Below are 14,293 nucleotides of genomic sequence, written 5' to 3' on the forward strand. Positions count from 1 at the left end.
GGCTAAATAAACTTTAGTTATATAGACTAAATAATTTTAAATATTTTTATTTAAAAATAACTTGACATTATTATACTAAAGTTGTATAATTATTTTGTCACTTAAAAACATTGAGTGCTAAAATAAAAAACTAAGGTTTTGTAGTGAAGTCTTATAGTAAAAAAGATTTAATTTTAAAAACCATCATTGAGACCTATCTAGAGGGTAATAATCCTGTGGGTTCTAATGAGTTAAATCATAAAGTTAGCATACCTGCTTCTACTATAAGAGTTTATTTTAAAAAATTAAGCGATGAGGGTGTATTAACACAACTTCATATTAGCAGTGGTCGCATACCAACTTTTAGTGCTATGAAGGCTTATTGGTATGAGCAACTTTGCGAAAATGAGATTGTAATTAATGATCTTGCTTTGCTAGAGTTTTTGCTTGATAAGTTTGAAATTTATACCTTAGTTTATGGTGGTGATGAGCTTATTTTGCAAGATATTACTAAGGTTAATGATAAATTTATCATACTTGATTTTGGACAAAATGAGTTGGTTTTAAGATTTAGCCAAGATAGTTTGATTTTCTTGCAAAGACTTATAGGGCTTGATCTAAAAAGTATTGAAAATTTAGCTTTTAGAGTTGAGTTTAAAGAGTTATTGGAAAAAATTGTCGTGCTAAAAGAAGCTATGGTTTATTATAGATATAATGAGAGTAAGGCTTATCAAATTTATCAAAATGATGAATTTGCTAAGCTTTTATCTCCTCAAATTGGATTTTATTTTAATGATAAATTGCAATTTGATCCTTTGTTTGAAGAGGGTTTTATGGGGTTAAAGCTTAAGAGTACATTTTTAGGTAAAGAATCTAATGTGGTTTTTGCCGGTAGTGTGTATTCTGATTTTAAAACAATGTTAAATATTATAAAGGAGGCTGCGTGAGCGAAGAAAAGCAAAATGAGCAAATGCAAGAAGAAGCAGTGGAAAATTCAGAAAGTCAAAACAATGAATTAGAAAAACTTCAAGCAGAGTATAATGAGTTAAAAGATACTTATTTAAGAGCAAATGCTGAATTTGAAAATATCAAAAAAAGAATGGAAAAAGAAAAAATTTCAGCAACAATTTATGCAAATGAAAGTTTTGCAAAAGATTTGCTTGATGTAGTTGATGCATTAGAGGCGGCTATTAATGTAGAAGCTAATGATGAAATAAGTTTGAAAATCAAAGAAGGGGTTCAAAACACTTTAGACTTGCTTTTGAAAAAACTTGAAAAACATATGGTTAAAGTAATAGAAGCAGATGGTGAGTTTGATCCAAATTTACATGAAGCGATGTTTCATGTTGAAAGTGCTGATTATGAAAGCAATCATATTGTCCAGCTTTTACAAAAGGGCTATATGATGAATGATAGAGTGATTAGATCAGCAAAAGTTAGTGTTGCAAAATAAAATTTAATAAAAAGGATAAAAAATGGCAAAAGTTATAGGTATAGATTTAGGTACAACAAATTCTTGTGTGAGCGTGTATGAAAGAGGTGAGAGTAAAGTTATCCCAAACAAAGAAGGTAAAAACACTACTCCTTCAGTAGTTGCTTTTACAGATAAAGGTGAAGTTTTAGTTGGAGATAGCGCTAAGCGTCAAGCGGTTACTAATCCTGAAAAAACTATTTATTCTATAAAAAGAATTATGGGTTTAATGATCAATGAAGAAGCAGCAAAAGAAGCTAAAAATCGCTTACCTTATCATATCACAGAAAGAAATGGGGCTTGTGCGATTGAAATAGCAGGTAAAATTTATACTCCACAAGAAATTTCAGCAAAAGTTTTAATGAAATTAAAAGAAGATGCAGAAGCTTTCTTGGGCGAGAAAGTAGAAGATGCGGTTATTACTGTTCCAGCGTATTTTAATGATGCACAAAGAAAAGCTACAAAAGAAGCAGGACAAATTGCAGGATTAAATGTATTAAGAATTATCAATGAACCAACTGCAGCAGCTTTGGCGTATGGACTTGATAAAAAAGAAAGTGAAAAAATTGTAGTTTATGATTTAGGTGGTGGTACATTTGATGTTACTGTGCTTGAAACAGGTGATAATGTTGTAGAAGTTTTAGCAACCGGTGGTAATGCATTTTTAGGTGGCGATGATTTTGATAATAAGTTAATCGACTTTTTAGCAAATGAGTTTAAAGATGAAACAGGTATTGATCTTAAAAACGATGTAATGGCTTTACAAAGATTAAAAGAAGCAGCTGAAAATGCTAAAAAAGAATTAAGTTCAGCTAATGAAACTAATATTAATTTACCATTTATCACAGCTGATGCAAGTGGTCCAAAACACTTAACTAAAACTCTAACAAGAGCTAAATTTGAAAGTATGATTGATGGCTTAGTTGCTGAAACTATTAGTAAGATTAACGAAGTAGTAAAAGATGCAGGGCTTGATAAAAGCGAAGTAAAAGAAATCGTTATGGTGGGTGGTTCTACCCGTGTTCCACTGGTACAAGAAGAAGTTAAAAAAGCTTTTGGAAAAGAGCTTAATAAATCAGTAAATCCTGATGAAGTTGTTGCAATAGGTGCGGCAATTCAAGGTGCGGTTATTAAAGGTGATGTTAAAGATGTATTATTGCTTGATGTTACTCCACTTTCTTTGGGTATTGAAACTTTAGGTGGTGTGATGACTAAAATCATTGAAAAAGGTACAACTATACCAACTAAAAAAGAACAGGTTTTCTCAACTGCTGAAGATAATCAAAGCGCAGTTACTATCAATGTTTTACAAGGTGAGAGAGAATTTAGCCGTGATAATAAATCTTTAGGAAATTTCAATCTTGAAGGAATTCCACCAGCGCCTCGCGGTATGCCACAAATTGAAGTAACTTTTGATATTGATGCAAATGGTATTTTAACAGTTAGTGCAAAAGATAAAGCTACAGGTAAAGCTCAAGAGATTAAAATCACAGGTTCAAGTGGACTAAGTGAAGAAGAGATCAATAACATGGTAAAAGATGCAGAGCTACACAAAGAAGAAGATAGAAAACGCAAAGAAGCAGTAGAAGCTAGAAATGCTGCTGATAGTTTAGTACATCAAGTAGAAAAATCTTTAAGTGAGCTTGGAGATAAAGTAGGCGATGATGATAAAGCAAATATTCAAAAAGCTTTAGATGAGTTAAAAGAGATATTGAAAAATGCTAATGCTTCTAAAGAAGAAATCGAAGGCAAAATGAAAGCTTTAAGTGAAGTTTCTCATAAATTAGCAGAAAATATGTATAAAAAAGAAGAACCAAACGCTCAAAAGAAAAAAGACGATGATGTAATCGATGCTGAAGTTGAGTAAAAACTAAACTAGAAGCAACAAGGCTTCTAGTTTAATCAATATATTTTTTACAATCTTCCTTAAAATAATTTCTATCAAATCTTGCAAAATTATCATTATTTGGCACTTTATAACATTCGCTGAAATTTTTAGCCTTAAGAATTTTGACATAAAAACTAGGAATGGCTATGTTGTTTTTAATGCGTTTTGGCTTATCATCATAAAGTACTAAATTTAAGACTTCTAATTCTTTATTTTTCTTTGCTAAATATCTTTCTCTTTGTTCGATTTCATTCCAAATTTCTGCATTAATATCTTTTTTTTGCGGGGTGATATTGCTCATTAAAAAAGTGCTAAGTTGGGCTTGTGGGGTCGCATTCATGGATTGATTTGGCACGACATGCCCTCTTGTATAACCACTTCTTAGATAATCCTCCCAATAAGTTCTGTATTTTTTAGGTATATTTGTATCTTCTTGAAATCTTGGGCGTTTTTTGATGTGTCCTTGATTTAAAATTTTAGCTTCTAGTTTATAAGCAATAGCTTTAGTGCCTTTATAATTATAATCATAACAATTAATATAATAATATTTATCCATCAATAAAGAGCATTCTTTAAAATATGACTTAAAACTAGGATGCAATTCATATTGAGTATAAGCAAAAGAGCTTAAAGCTAAGGCGCAAAGTGTTAAAACTTTTTTCATGCTAAAAGCTTTCTTACCATTTCATTAAGTCTTTTACCATCAACGCTTGCGCCAAAAGCTGCTTTAGCTTCTTTCATCAAAATACCTTGTTCTTTTAAAGAGCTAATTTGTAATTTATCTATAAGTTTTTTTAGCTCATTTTCTAATTCCTCATCGCTAAGTTGTTTTGGTAAATAAGCACTTAAAATAGCTACTTCTTGGAGTTCTTTTTGTGCTAAATCTTCTCTAGAGCCTTTAGAAAAAGCCAAAGCTGCTTCATTTCGTTTTTTAATCTCGCTTGCAATGATTTTATATATTCTTTCATCACTAAGCGTAATTCTCTCATCAACTTCTATTTGTTTAAAGCTAGCATTAAGCGTTCTTAAAGTGTTTCTTTTAAAATCATCTTTATTACGCATAGCTTCTTTAATATCTTCTAAAATTTGATCTTTTAAACCCATTTTTTCTCCTTTAAAATTTGATATTTTTAAAATGTGCTATACACACACCTTCTCTAACACCATCATCAATTACAATGAGCTTTTGCTTATTAAATAAAGCAAAAAGTATCATTGAGCCTGCTATGAGGTATTTTTTTCTATTTTCCCCAAGATAAATTTTAGCTTTTTCTTGTTCTAAATTCCAAATTTTTAAAGCAAAATCAAAAAAATCTTTGCGTTTGAGTATTTTGCCATTTACATTTTCTTCTAGGTAATCTTTGTATTTTATGTTTTGTTTATAAGCACAAAGTGTGGTAGGTACTCCTGAATTTAATATGAAAAAATTTCCTTTTAATTTTATATCTTTACTAAGATTAAAAGCTTTTAAGACAAGTTGTTTTAGATGTGTAGGATAGGGGCTTAGATGAATTTTTAATTTTTCATCTTTAATACGTGCAAGATTTTGAGGATATTTTTTTAAAAATCTTACATAAGCACTTGATTTTATGGCTTTAAAATGCATTCTTTCATAAAAACTAATGATTCCAAAATCATAACTTTTACTAAACTTATCATTTGAAATTTCACAAGAAGCACCGCCTAAATCACAATAGTTTAGGTCTTTTCTAAAAAGCTTAAGAGCTTTAAGACGCTCTTGCATACCTAAAATACTTAGTTTTGCTTCGGTTTTTGCATCGATTAATTTTATATCAAGTTTAAATTCTTTTTGAATTTTTTCAAAAATAAACTCAGTATTTTTTGCTTTTCTAAAAGCAGCTGTGGCGACTGCTTTGGCTTGACTTAAATCATAATTTTTTTCTTTTAAGATTTTTAAAGCGCTAAAAATTCTTTCTATGGCTTCATCGCTAATGGTGTCATTTTGCATATTTTTAGCTGCGCCTATGATAAATTCTTCGCTTTTTAATTTATTAAAATTCTCATCCATTAAAACAGCTCTTAATGTATTTGAACCCATATCAATACCTAGCACTAGCTCTCCTTAAAAAATTTAAAGTATAATAGCAAAAAACTTATAAGGAAAACTTATGCTTTTAGGGGTTAATATCGATCATATAGCAGTTTTAAGAGAAGCTAGAAAAGTAAATGATCCTGATTTACTTGAAGCTGCGTTTTTGAGTGCAAATTTAGCTGATCAAATCACTATCCATGTAAGAGAAGATCGTCGCCATGCTAATGAGTTTGATTTAGAAAGTATCTTAAAATATTGCAAATGTGTAGTGAATTTAGAATGTTCTATTAATATGATAGAATATGCTTTAAAATACAAACCCTCGCGCGTTACTTTAGTACCTGAAAAAAGACAAGAACTCACAACAGAAGGCGGTTTAAATTTAGATAATGAAAAATTACAAGAAACCATTAATGCTTTAAAACAAGAGCAAATCGAAGTTTCTTTATTTATTGATCCAAATTTAGAAGATATCAAAAAATCATCTTCTTTAAATGCTGATTTTATAGAGCTTCATACAGGCTTGTATGCTAATATTCATAATGCACTATATACCAATATCAATCAAACTTCTTATGCATTGCCTGAATTAATTTTAAGTAAAAATGAACTCAAAAAGCTTTTAGAAAATGAACTCCAAAGATTAAGACAAAGTGCAAGTTTGGCTAAGAGTTTAAATTTAAGAGTAGCAGCTGGTCATGGGCTTAATTATAAAAATGTAAAAAATATCGTAGATATTTTAGAAATAGAAGAGTTAAATATAGGCCAAAGTATAGTAGCAAGATCGGTTTTTGTGGGCTTAGAAAAAGCTATATTGCAAATGAAAGCTTTGATTAAAAGATGAAAAAAATTGCTATTAGCATAGGAGATTTAAATGGTATAGGTATGCAAATTTTATTATCTTGTCATGATGAACTAGTAAAAATTTGTGAGCCATATTATTTTGTACATTATGAATTATTTCAAAAAGCAAGTAAGCTTTTGAAAATAAATCCTAAATCTAAAATCAATTTAGTAGAAATTTCTAATGCTTTAAAACCACATTTTGCTTTTAAAGAAGAAAAAGAAAATTTTTTAATTTATGAGTTTTCATATCAAGCTAGTAAAATTATTGATTTTGATTTTGAGTTAAATCCTGCGAATTTAGACGCTAAAAGTGGGGTTTATTCTTTTTTAAGTTTTGAAGGAGCTAGTTATTGCACGCATTTGTTTTTAGATGCTTTGGCAACTTTACCGATTAATAAAAAGACTTGGCAAATGGGGGGAGTGAGTTATAAAGGTCATACTGAGGCACTAAGAGATTTTTTCAAACAAGATGCTATTATGATGTTAGGGTGTGATGAGCTTTTTGTGGCTTTATATACTGAGCATATGGCTTTAAGAGATGTTTATAAAGAGATTAAGGCTTTTAAACTTGCGCAATTTTTAATTAATTTTTATCAATGCACTTTATTTGAGAAAATTGGTGTTTTAAGTTTTAACCCTCATGCAAGTGATAATGGTGTAATAGGTGGAGAAGAAGAGAGGGAAATAAAAAAAGCTATAAGAATGGCAAATGTATTTTTAAAAGATTACGCGTTGAATTTGCAAAATTTAGAAAATGAAGATTTTTTAAGTCAAAAAGAAAAAGAACTTTCTTGTAAGGAAAATACTTATTTAAGTGAGCCTTTGGTGGCTGATAGCGCTTTTACCCCTTTTGCACTAAGTAAATGCAAGTATTTAGTGAGTATGTACCATGATGTAGGCTTAGCTCCTTTAAAGGCTTTGTATTTTGAAAAAAGTATCAATGTAAGTTTAAATTTACCTATAATTCGCACTAGCGTTGATCATGGTACAGCTTATGATAGGGCTTATAAAAATGAAAAAATTAATTTACAAAGTTATATGCAAGCAGTGAAATCTGCTTTGCAATTTTTAAAGATCAAAGAAAAAACTAAGTAAAAGTTACTAAAATTAATTCATTAAAATAAATTCTTAAGGAGAATGCTTGAGTAAAGATAATGCTATTGCATTTTTTATTTTTATTGTGAGTGTTTTATGCTTTTTTGTTTGGGGGTATAATTATATTCCTAATAATTCCATGATATTATTTATCCTTGCTAGTGTATTTGGTATTTTTATGGCCTTTAATGTTGGTGGTAATGATGTAGCAAATTCATTTGGTACTAGTGTGGGTGCTAAAACAGTTACTATAAAACAAGCTTTGATTATTGCAGCGGTATTTGAATTAAGCGGGGCTGTGTTTGCAGGCGGGGAAGTAACAAATACTATAAGAAGTGGTATAGTAGTTTTACCTGATGGAATTAATCCTATGGTATTTGTATGCGTAATGCTCTCAGCTTTATTAAGTTCAGGAATTTGGCTTTTTGTGGCGACCAAAAAAGGACTTCCAGTTTCTACCACTCATAGTATTATAGGAGGTATTGTAGGTTCAAGTATTGCTATGGGCTTTGTATTTTTTGATCAAGATCAAGCATTATCTATGGTAAATTGGAATGGTATTTATAAAATAGCTATGAGTTGGATTATTTCGCCTTTGCTTGGTGGGCTTGTGGCGTATTTAATTTATGCTTATATTTATAAAAAAATCCTAAAGCCATCAGAAGAAATAACTCTTGTGGTAAAAGAAATTAAAAAAGAAAAAAAAGCATTTAAAGAAGAATATTTTAAAAATTTAAAAAACAAAAGCCAAGAAGAGCAAATCAAAGAACTTAGTGCTATTGTTTTAGATGATGATGAAAAAAGAAGTGAATATAAGTTAAAAATCAAAGAGTTAAAAGAAAAAGAAAAAAACATAGATGTTTTCTCAAGAATGAAATTTCATGTTCCTTTAATAGCAGGTGTAGGTGCATTGACTATTGCTTCTATGTTTTTATTTAAGGGTTTAAATAATGTTTCTACTTTAGATGTAATGCAAAATTTATGGATAGTTTCGATCATTTCTATTTTTGCTTATATTGTTACTTTAGCAGTTGTGAGGTTGATGAAAAAAACTCAGGTTAATAAGACTATAGAAAAGATTTTTTCATGGTTTCAAATTTTTACTGCTTCAAGTTTTGCTTTTTCACATGGAGCTAATGATATAGCTAATGCTCTTGGACCATTTGCTGCTATTTTAGATGTACTTAAAAACAACACCATTAATCCTAGCTCACCAGTTCCTTTTGCTGTAATGCTTATGTTTGGTATAGCTTTAGTTATTGGACTTTGGTTTTTGGGTAAAGAAGTTATTCAAACTGTGGGTTCAAAACTTGCTGAAATTAAACCAACAACAGGCTTTAGTGCTGAACTTGGCGCAAGTATTGTTATACTTTTAGCTACCCAACTTGGAATTCCAGTTAGCTCAACCCATATTTTAATCGGTGCTATTTTAGGTATAGGGGTATTTAATAAAGATGCTAAATGGGCTATGATGAAACCTATTGGTTTAGCATGGGTGATTACTTTACCAGTTGCTGGAATTCTTTCAAGTATTATTTTTATTATCTTTGTAAACACAATCTTATGAGTTTAAACTCATAAGATGTTTTTTAGCTTCATCTAAATTAGAACTATTGATAAAATAATCAATTTTTGAAGGTTTTTTATATACTTTATCATAATATTCAAAAAGCATTTTTACACAAAGTTCTAAATTGTTTTCTTCATAATTTTGACAAAGTCTTAATTTAAAATCCTTGCTGATATAAGGTGATATTTTTTCAACACATTGATAAAATACTTTTTTATCCATTGGAGTATAGTTTTTTAAAACTCTTTGAATGCGTAAATTCGTGTCACATTCACACCAAATTTTCTTAGCTTTTTGCATGCTATTGTATAAATTTAGCGGGATAGTTAAATTTCCAATTTGTCTGCTTTCAGCTTCTATAAAACAAGTTTTATAAGTATAATCTTTTAAAAAATAAAACAATTCATCTTCAAAAGCTTTTTGGCTTGGTTGTTCTCCATAAATTTTACCAAAACTTGATCCTTGATGGTTGGCTAGTTTTTCTAAATTTAAAGCATTATCTAAAGTTTGGATTAAATCACTTTTGCCACTTGCTGTATTACCACAAAGACATAAAAACTCAATATTTAAATCTTTTCTAAAAAACTCACTCACATAACTTCTATAAGCTTTATATCCACCTTCTAATCTTACAACCCTATAGCCAAGTTCAGCTAAAATTAAAGCAATAGCTTTTGATCTTTTACCACCTCTTGCGCAATAAATTCCCACCAAAGAGCCTATTTTATAATTTTGATAAATTTTATTAATATGCTCGCTCATATTTTTACAAATATAACTTGCGCCTTTTGCTTTAGCTAAGCCTTTGTTTTTCTTATAAAGTGTGCCTATTTCTTCAAATTCATTATCATTGAGTGCGTAGTAATTTTGTGCAGATTTTATATGAGCAAGTTTGTATTCTTTAGGGCTTCTTGTGTCAATTAAAAGATCAAAATTAAATTTTAAAAAATTTTCAAAATCAACTTCTTTATACATAGTCTTTAAAAGCTTTACATAAGGTAATATAAACTTTTTCCAAATCGCTCCCGCAAACTCTAGTTTGTCCTATGGTAGTGATAAAATTTGTATCCCCTTGCCATCTTGGGATTAAATGATAATGACAATGTGGTGCTATGCCAGCTCCTGCTGCACTGCCTAAATTCATACCTATATTAACACCCTTAGCGTGAAAGTTTTCTTTTAAAATTTTAACTCCAATACGCACAAAATGGCTAATTTCTAGCCATGTATCATCACTTAAATCTTCTATATTTTCTAAATGCTCATAAGGGATAATCATAAAATGACCCGGACTATAAGGGTATTTATTCATAATGCCAAAGCATTCTTTAGCTCTAAAAATTACCCCAAGTTTTTCATCTTCATTAAGTTCATACTTGCAATGACAAAAAGGGCAAAAATTTTTATCTTTATTGTTAAAATAAACATCCCTCCAAGGTGCGTATAAATACTCCATCAATTCTCCTTTATGCAAGCATGTAGATTTTTAATATTTTTACTTATAAGAGCTTTATTTTTTGGTATCAAAGGTAATAGCTTTTCATCTTCTAGTAAAAAAATTCTAGCTCCAGCTAAAATAGCATTATTAAGGTCATTTTTGCTTTCAAGGTAAAAAATGGCTTCCAAACCAAGATGTATTGCAAAATTATAAAGTTTTTTTAGTTGCATAGTTTTTAGCATTTTAGGAAATACAATAAACGTATCAGCTCCATATACTAAGCTTTCTAAAATTTGATATTCATCAAAAATAAAATCAAATTGCACAATAGGTTTTTCATGATAGCGTCTAAAAAGACTTAAATTTTGTATGTTTTGATTAAGCAAAGGACTTGTTGGTAAGATGATGGCATCGAAATTTTCATGATTAAAATTTAAATCTTTAGAATATAAAAAATGTGAAAGGTTTCCTTCAAGTAAAAGTGTATAAATATCTTTAGGATAAAAGGCATTAGAAGCTAGACTTCTACCTAACATATCATAAGGAAAAATTTCTTTTTTACTTTCAAGAATTTTTTGTGTTTTTGAAAAATGATTTTTTAAATCTATTGTTTTAAACATTTTTTGATGGCCTTTAAATGCTCTTTGCTTTCATCTGAGCTTGAAAATTCTTTATCATGCAGTGTTTTTTGCAAAATTTCATAAGCCTTTTTGCAATCTTTAAGTTTATAATACCCCCAAGCTAAAGAATCAAGATAGTAAAGATTTTGTGGTTCTTGTTCAAGCGCCCAGCCTACTAGCTCCATACCTTTGGCTATATCAATATCATATTCAATTAAAGCATAGCCATAGTAGTTTTGATATAAAGCATCACTGCGCACATCTACACTTTGTTCAAATTTTTTCATGATAGAGGCTAGAATTTTTGGATCCATGACTTTTTTACTTTTTGGATCCATATGAATTTCAAATTCTAAAACACCTGCCATAGAAAGATATTTTTTATCTTTACTAAGTTCATAATGTTTTAAAGCTATTTCATAAGCTTTTTTATAATCTTTTGTTTGTGTGTATAAGAAAATTTTGGTATCAGGATCTATGTTATATTTTTGGGTTAAATTTAGAGCCTGAGTATAATTTTTTTCTTGCACTAGTAATTCTATCATAGCGTAGATGTATTTAATGTCATTTTTGAGTTTATATAGCTTTTCAAGGGTTTGAATACTTGCTTTATGATCTTTTTGTTCTTGATAAATTTTTAAAAGTAGGGTGCATGTTTTAAGGGTGCATTGTGAACTTTTTACAAATTCTTCTAAGGCCTTTTTAGCTTGGTTGATATTTTTATTTTTGATATTAATTTCAACTATTTTAAGCAATAAATTTTCATGTTCAAAAAGCTTATAAGCAAGATTGTATTGCTCTAAAGCTTTAGTATATAAAGCTTTTTTAGCAAAAATATCGCCTAATATTTCATAATTTCTATAATCTTGTTCTTCTTTAATGAGTTTATAAAGTATAGCTTCAGCTTGTTTATAATCTCCTATTTTAAAAAAATATAAAGCATTTAATCTTGCAATAGCTGTGTGTTCTAAAAAGTCTTTAGAAGCTTTTAAAAGCTCATTTTTTTGTTTTAAATTAGCACTTAAAGCTAAAAGTAAAGCCTTTTGCAAATAAATACTTTCATTGTTTTCATGAAATAAATTTGTATAAATATCACATGCTTTTTGAAATTGCCCATGCTCTTCATAAATAAGTGCTTTTAGGATTTTATCTTCACCTTTGGCTAAAGCAAGGCTTGTTAGGATAAAAACTATAATTAGTGAAAGCAAACCCCTATACATTCTTTTTTTAACTCCTCTTTGTGTGTTTTAAAATACTCCCAAAATGGAAAAGTTCTACATTGTTTTGGTCTATGCTTGTAAATTAAACATTTTTTATACATTGTATCAAAAAAAATACAACGATAGCCATTTTCATACTTTGCTTCTTTAAAGCTATATTTAAACCCAACTTTGATGAGGTATTGCTCTTTAAAGGCTTCAAAGCTTAAATTTAAAAAACTAGCAATAGCTTCTAGTTCTTCTTTGCTAGCATAGATATACCCACTTTCTCCAGTGCAACACTTCCCGCCGCATTTTTCACAAGCACTTTCATCAAAAGAATAATCAAAACCTTTTTCACACATCATAGCTTATAGTTCCTGTATTTTCATAAATTTCACTAATTTTTGGATTTAAAACATCATTTTCATACATAAAAAGTGTAGGCATTATCGCGCAAGGACTTTTGCTATTTTTTTTAATATGCATTAAAACAAGTCTTGCGTTAGTTTGTGTATTAGTATGAACACATTGAAGTGAAACTAGTTTTAATTTAAATTGTTTTAAATAAGCGCAAATTTCATCTAAAAAACTTGCCTCATAACACATAAAAAAACTACCATTTGGCTTGATTAAAGTATTTATTTTAGTAAGCATCTTCTCAAGTGGCATAAATTCTTGATATCTTGATATACATAAATGTAAATCTTGGCTTTTTTGTGTATTTTTTTTATAAAATGGAGGATTAGAGATTAAAAAATCAAATTTTATATCACTTTTATAGTTTAAAAAATCTTCACAAATGCTTTGAATTTCAAGTTTATTTTCTTTAGCATTTTTATAACTTAGTTTGATATTTTGCTCTTGAATATCTAGTAGATAAACTTTTGAATTTGGAAATTTTTGCTTTATCAAAAGTCCTAAAATTCCACATCCACATCCTATATCAAGGATATTTCCTTTTAAGTTATTTTTAGATAAAAAGTCAAAAAGTAAAAGACTATCATTATTATAACGATAGCCTTTTGAATATTGAAAGAGTTTTAGCATTTATAAAGATGATCGCAGATTTTAAATGAATCATTTAAACCCACTACAATAGAAGCTCCGTTTTTACTCGCTATATCACCTGCTACAAATAATCCTTTTACATTACTTTCTTTGTTTTCATCAAAGCTTGGCACACCTTTTTCATCAACTTCTATAGAGCATTTTTGTAAGAAATCAAGTGGAGTTGAACCACCAATAGCATAAATGATACGATCATAAATTTCATTTGTGTCATTAGTAAAATTTACTTTAGCTTTACCGCTTTCATCTTCAATGCTAGTTATATCTATGCCAAGTTTTGCTTTTACACTACCTTGTTCAAAAGCTTTTTGAATATCTTCTAGATTAATATCGTTTAATCTTGAGAAAGTTTCTCTTCTGTAGCAAAGCGTCACATCATTATTTTTAGCTAAATCTATAGCGTATTCTGCTGCTGAATTTCCACCACCTACAACTAAGATTTTTTCACCTTGGCTTGCTGAATTTGCATTAAAATTGATGATTTTTGTTAAAGTTATAGGTAAAGTATAGCTTGGTTTATTCGGTTTACCCATTCTACCTATGGCAATAACTGCATTTTTACAAATATAATTTTCATTTGCAGTGCTAACGATGAAATTTTCTCCATCTTTTTTAACACTTTCAACTTCACTAGAAAGCTTTACTTCAAGATTATGCTCTTTGATAGCATTTTGGAAAGTTTCTATTGTGCTTTCTCTAGTTCCATCTTCAAAATTTATATGCCCGTGATTTGTGCTATCACAACCTTTATAAGCTTTGTCTACTCTTTTGCCTTCTTTGTAAAATTTTATTAAGGTTTGACAAATCGCATCAGCTTTTTCTAAAACAATAACTTCTTTATTTTTTATTTTAGCTTCTACTCCCGCTGCAATACCTGCAGGGCCAGCACCAATAACTACCATATCAAAAATTTTCATTATTTCCCTTTTTTAATTTTTAGTTTATGTAAATGTATCAAAAAAACAATAATAAAAAATAAAAAACAGAAATTATTTTTATTTTGTAAATAAATTTTTTATGCTTATAAATTATTAAATTAATAAAATTTTATAATAAAGTAGAT

16 protein-coding genes are annotated in these 14,293 nt (G+C 29.1%); 6 read left to right on the forward strand and 10 right to left on the reverse strand.

Translation table 11 applies throughout. The features are described 5' to 3' along the window. Nucleotides 1-143: 143 nt before the first annotated feature. From L8W55_RS04550 to dnaK, 3 genes are read left to right on the forward strand one after another with little or no spacing between them, the layout of a single operon-like run. Nucleotides 144-926 (forward strand): HrcA family transcriptional regulator, encoded by a 783-nt coding sequence (locus tag L8W55_RS04550; protein WP_263677536.1) that lies wholly within the window; start codon nucleotides 144-146, stop codon nucleotides 924-926. Next, nucleotides 923-1,432 carry a nucleotide exchange factor GrpE gene (gene grpE / locus L8W55_RS04555; protein WP_263677538.1) on the forward strand — a complete coding sequence of 170 codons (510 nt, stop codon included), beginning with the start codon at nucleotides 923-925 and terminating at the stop codon, nucleotides 1,430-1,432. Before L8W55_RS04550 ends, grpE begins: the two co-directional genes overlap by 4 nt. Before the next feature lie 22 nt (nucleotides 1,433-1,454). Further along, a complete protein-coding gene (gene dnaK / locus L8W55_RS04560) occupies nucleotides 1,455-3,317 on the forward strand; it encodes a molecular chaperone DnaK (RefSeq protein ID WP_263677540.1) in 1,863 nt (620 codons plus the stop codon). Between the two features lie 31 nt (nucleotides 3,318-3,348). Here the strand turns inward: dnaK and L8W55_RS04565 are convergent, their stop codons facing one another. The 3 genes from L8W55_RS04565 to L8W55_RS04575 are packed head-to-tail and all read right to left on the reverse strand — an operon-like array spanning nucleotide 3,349 to nucleotide 5,412. Further along, complete coding sequence (locus L8W55_RS04565; RefSeq protein ID WP_263677541.1) at nucleotides 3,349-4,002, reverse strand: DNA/RNA non-specific endonuclease; 654 nt, start codon at nucleotides 4,000-4,002, stop codon at nucleotides 3,349-3,351. Next, entirely contained in the window at nucleotides 3,999-4,442 is a 444-nt protein-coding gene (locus L8W55_RS04570) for a GatB/YqeY domain-containing protein (RefSeq protein ID WP_263677542.1), read from the reverse strand. The genes L8W55_RS04565 and L8W55_RS04570 overlap by 4 nt, the downstream gene beginning before the upstream one ends. A 10-nt stretch (nucleotides 4,443-4,452) precedes the next feature. Then, entirely contained in the window at nucleotides 4,453-5,412 is a 960-nt protein-coding gene (locus tag L8W55_RS04575; protein ID WP_263677544.1) for a Ppx/GppA family phosphatase, read from the reverse strand. Between the two features lie 55 nt (nucleotides 5,413-5,467). On the opposite strand from L8W55_RS04575, the gene L8W55_RS04580 reads away from it, so the two are divergent. Genes L8W55_RS04580 through L8W55_RS04590 form a run of 3 tightly spaced genes read left to right on the forward strand, consistent with a single transcriptional unit; the run spans nucleotide 5,468 to nucleotide 8,899 of the window. After that, nucleotides 5,468-6,235, forward strand: coding sequence for a pyridoxine 5'-phosphate synthase (locus tag L8W55_RS04580; RefSeq protein ID WP_263677545.1), 768 nt, complete (start codon nucleotides 5,468-5,470; stop codon nucleotides 6,233-6,235). Then, nucleotides 6,232-7,332 carry a 4-hydroxythreonine-4-phosphate dehydrogenase gene (pdxA, locus tag L8W55_RS04585; protein ID WP_263677546.1) on the forward strand — a complete coding sequence of 367 codons (1,101 nt, stop codon included), beginning with the start codon at nucleotides 6,232-6,234 and terminating at the stop codon, nucleotides 7,330-7,332. Before L8W55_RS04580 ends, pdxA begins: the two co-directional genes overlap by 4 nt. 46 nt (nucleotides 7,333-7,378) lie before the next feature. Next, a complete protein-coding gene (locus L8W55_RS04590) occupies nucleotides 7,379-8,899 on the forward strand; it encodes an inorganic phosphate transporter (protein WP_257938453.1) in 1,521 nt (506 codons plus the stop codon). Here L8W55_RS04590 and mnmH read toward each other — a convergent pair. The 7 genes from mnmH to L8W55_RS04625 are packed head-to-tail and all read right to left on the reverse strand — an operon-like array spanning nucleotide 8,894 to nucleotide 14,147. Further along, entirely contained in the window at nucleotides 8,894-9,877 is a 984-nt protein-coding gene (gene mnmH, locus L8W55_RS04595; protein ID WP_263677547.1) for a tRNA 2-selenouridine(34) synthase MnmH, read from the reverse strand. The two genes, L8W55_RS04590 and mnmH, sit on opposite strands and share 6 nt — an antisense overlap. Continuing rightward, nucleotides 9,870-10,358: an HIT family protein gene (locus L8W55_RS04600; protein WP_263677548.1), complete on the reverse strand. Its 489-nt coding sequence runs from the start codon at nucleotides 10,356-10,358 to the stop codon at nucleotides 9,870-9,872. Before L8W55_RS04600 ends, mnmH begins: the two co-directional genes overlap by 8 nt. Then, complete coding sequence (locus L8W55_RS04605) at nucleotides 10,358-10,960, reverse strand: indole-3-glycerol-phosphate synthase TrpC (RefSeq protein WP_263677550.1); 603 nt, start codon at nucleotides 10,958-10,960, stop codon at nucleotides 10,358-10,360. Before L8W55_RS04605 ends, L8W55_RS04600 begins: the two co-directional genes overlap by 1 nt. After that, nucleotides 10,945-12,180 (reverse strand): tetratricopeptide repeat protein, encoded by a 1,236-nt coding sequence (locus tag L8W55_RS04610; protein WP_263677551.1) that lies wholly within the window; start codon nucleotides 12,178-12,180, stop codon nucleotides 10,945-10,947. Before L8W55_RS04610 ends, L8W55_RS04605 begins: the two co-directional genes overlap by 16 nt. Continuing rightward, complete coding sequence (locus tag L8W55_RS04615) at nucleotides 12,156-12,527, reverse strand: YkgJ family cysteine cluster protein (RefSeq protein WP_039626360.1); 372 nt, start codon at nucleotides 12,525-12,527, stop codon at nucleotides 12,156-12,158. The genes L8W55_RS04610 and L8W55_RS04615 overlap by 25 nt, the downstream gene beginning before the upstream one ends. Beyond that, a complete protein-coding gene (locus L8W55_RS04620) occupies nucleotides 12,517-13,209 on the reverse strand; it encodes a tRNA1(Val) (adenine(37)-N6)-methyltransferase (protein ID WP_263677553.1) in 693 nt (230 codons plus the stop codon). The genes L8W55_RS04615 and L8W55_RS04620 overlap by 11 nt, the downstream gene beginning before the upstream one ends. Continuing rightward, entirely contained in the window at nucleotides 13,203-14,147 is a 945-nt protein-coding gene (locus L8W55_RS04625) for an NAD(P)-binding domain-containing protein (protein ID WP_263677554.1), read from the reverse strand. Before L8W55_RS04625 ends, L8W55_RS04620 begins: the two co-directional genes overlap by 7 nt. Between the last annotated feature and the right edge of the window lie 146 nt (nucleotides 14,148-14,293).

This window comes from Campylobacter sp. FU_520, from assembly GCF_025772385.1.
Classification (GTDB): domain Bacteria; phylum Campylobacterota; class Campylobacteria; order Campylobacterales; family Campylobacteraceae; genus Campylobacter_D; species Campylobacter_D lari_C.

What these genes read in the sequence shown, in the direction of transcription:
- L8W55_RS04565 (WP_263677541.1), bottom strand. Translation starts at nt 4,002, where the DNA reads ATGAAAAAAGTTTTAACACTTTGCGCCTTAGCTTTAAGCTCTTTTGCT.
- L8W55_RS04570 (WP_263677542.1), bottom strand. Translation starts at nt 4,442, where the DNA reads ATGGGTTTAAAAGATCAAATTTTAGAAGATATTAAAGAAGCTATGCGT.
- L8W55_RS04625 (WP_263677554.1), bottom strand. Translation starts at nt 14,147, where the DNA reads ATGAAAATTTTTGATATGGTAGTTATTGGTGCTGGCCCTGCAGGTATT.
- L8W55_RS04580 (WP_263677545.1), top strand. Translation starts at nt 5,468, where the DNA reads ATGCTTTTAGGGGTTAATATCGATCATATAGCAGTTTTAAGAGAAGCT.
- L8W55_RS04600 (WP_263677548.1), bottom strand. Translation starts at nt 10,358, where the DNA reads ATGGAGTATTTATACGCACCTTGGAGGGATGTTTATTTTAACAATAAA.
- L8W55_RS04605 (WP_263677550.1), bottom strand. Translation starts at nt 10,960, where the DNA reads ATGTTTAAAACAATAGATTTAAAAAATCATTTTTCAAAAACACAAAAA.
- L8W55_RS04620 (WP_263677553.1), bottom strand. Translation starts at nt 13,209, where the DNA reads ATGCTAAAACTCTTTCAATATTCAAAAGGCTATCGTTATAATAATGAT.
- pdxA (WP_263677546.1), top strand. Translation starts at nt 6,232, where the DNA reads ATGAAAAAAATTGCTATTAGCATAGGAGATTTAAATGGTATAGGTATG.
- mnmH (WP_263677547.1), bottom strand. Translation starts at nt 9,877, where the DNA reads ATGTATAAAGAAGTTGATTTTGAAAATTTTTTAAAATTTAATTTTGAT.
- dnaK (WP_263677540.1), top strand. Translation starts at nt 1,455, where the DNA reads ATGGCAAAAGTTATAGGTATAGATTTAGGTACAACAAATTCTTGTGTG.
- L8W55_RS04610 (WP_263677551.1), bottom strand. Translation starts at nt 12,180, where the DNA reads ATGTATAGGGGTTTGCTTTCACTAATTATAGTTTTTATCCTAACAAGC.
- L8W55_RS04615 (WP_039626360.1), bottom strand. Translation starts at nt 12,527, where the DNA reads ATGATGTGTGAAAAAGGTTTTGATTATTCTTTTGATGAAAGTGCTTGT.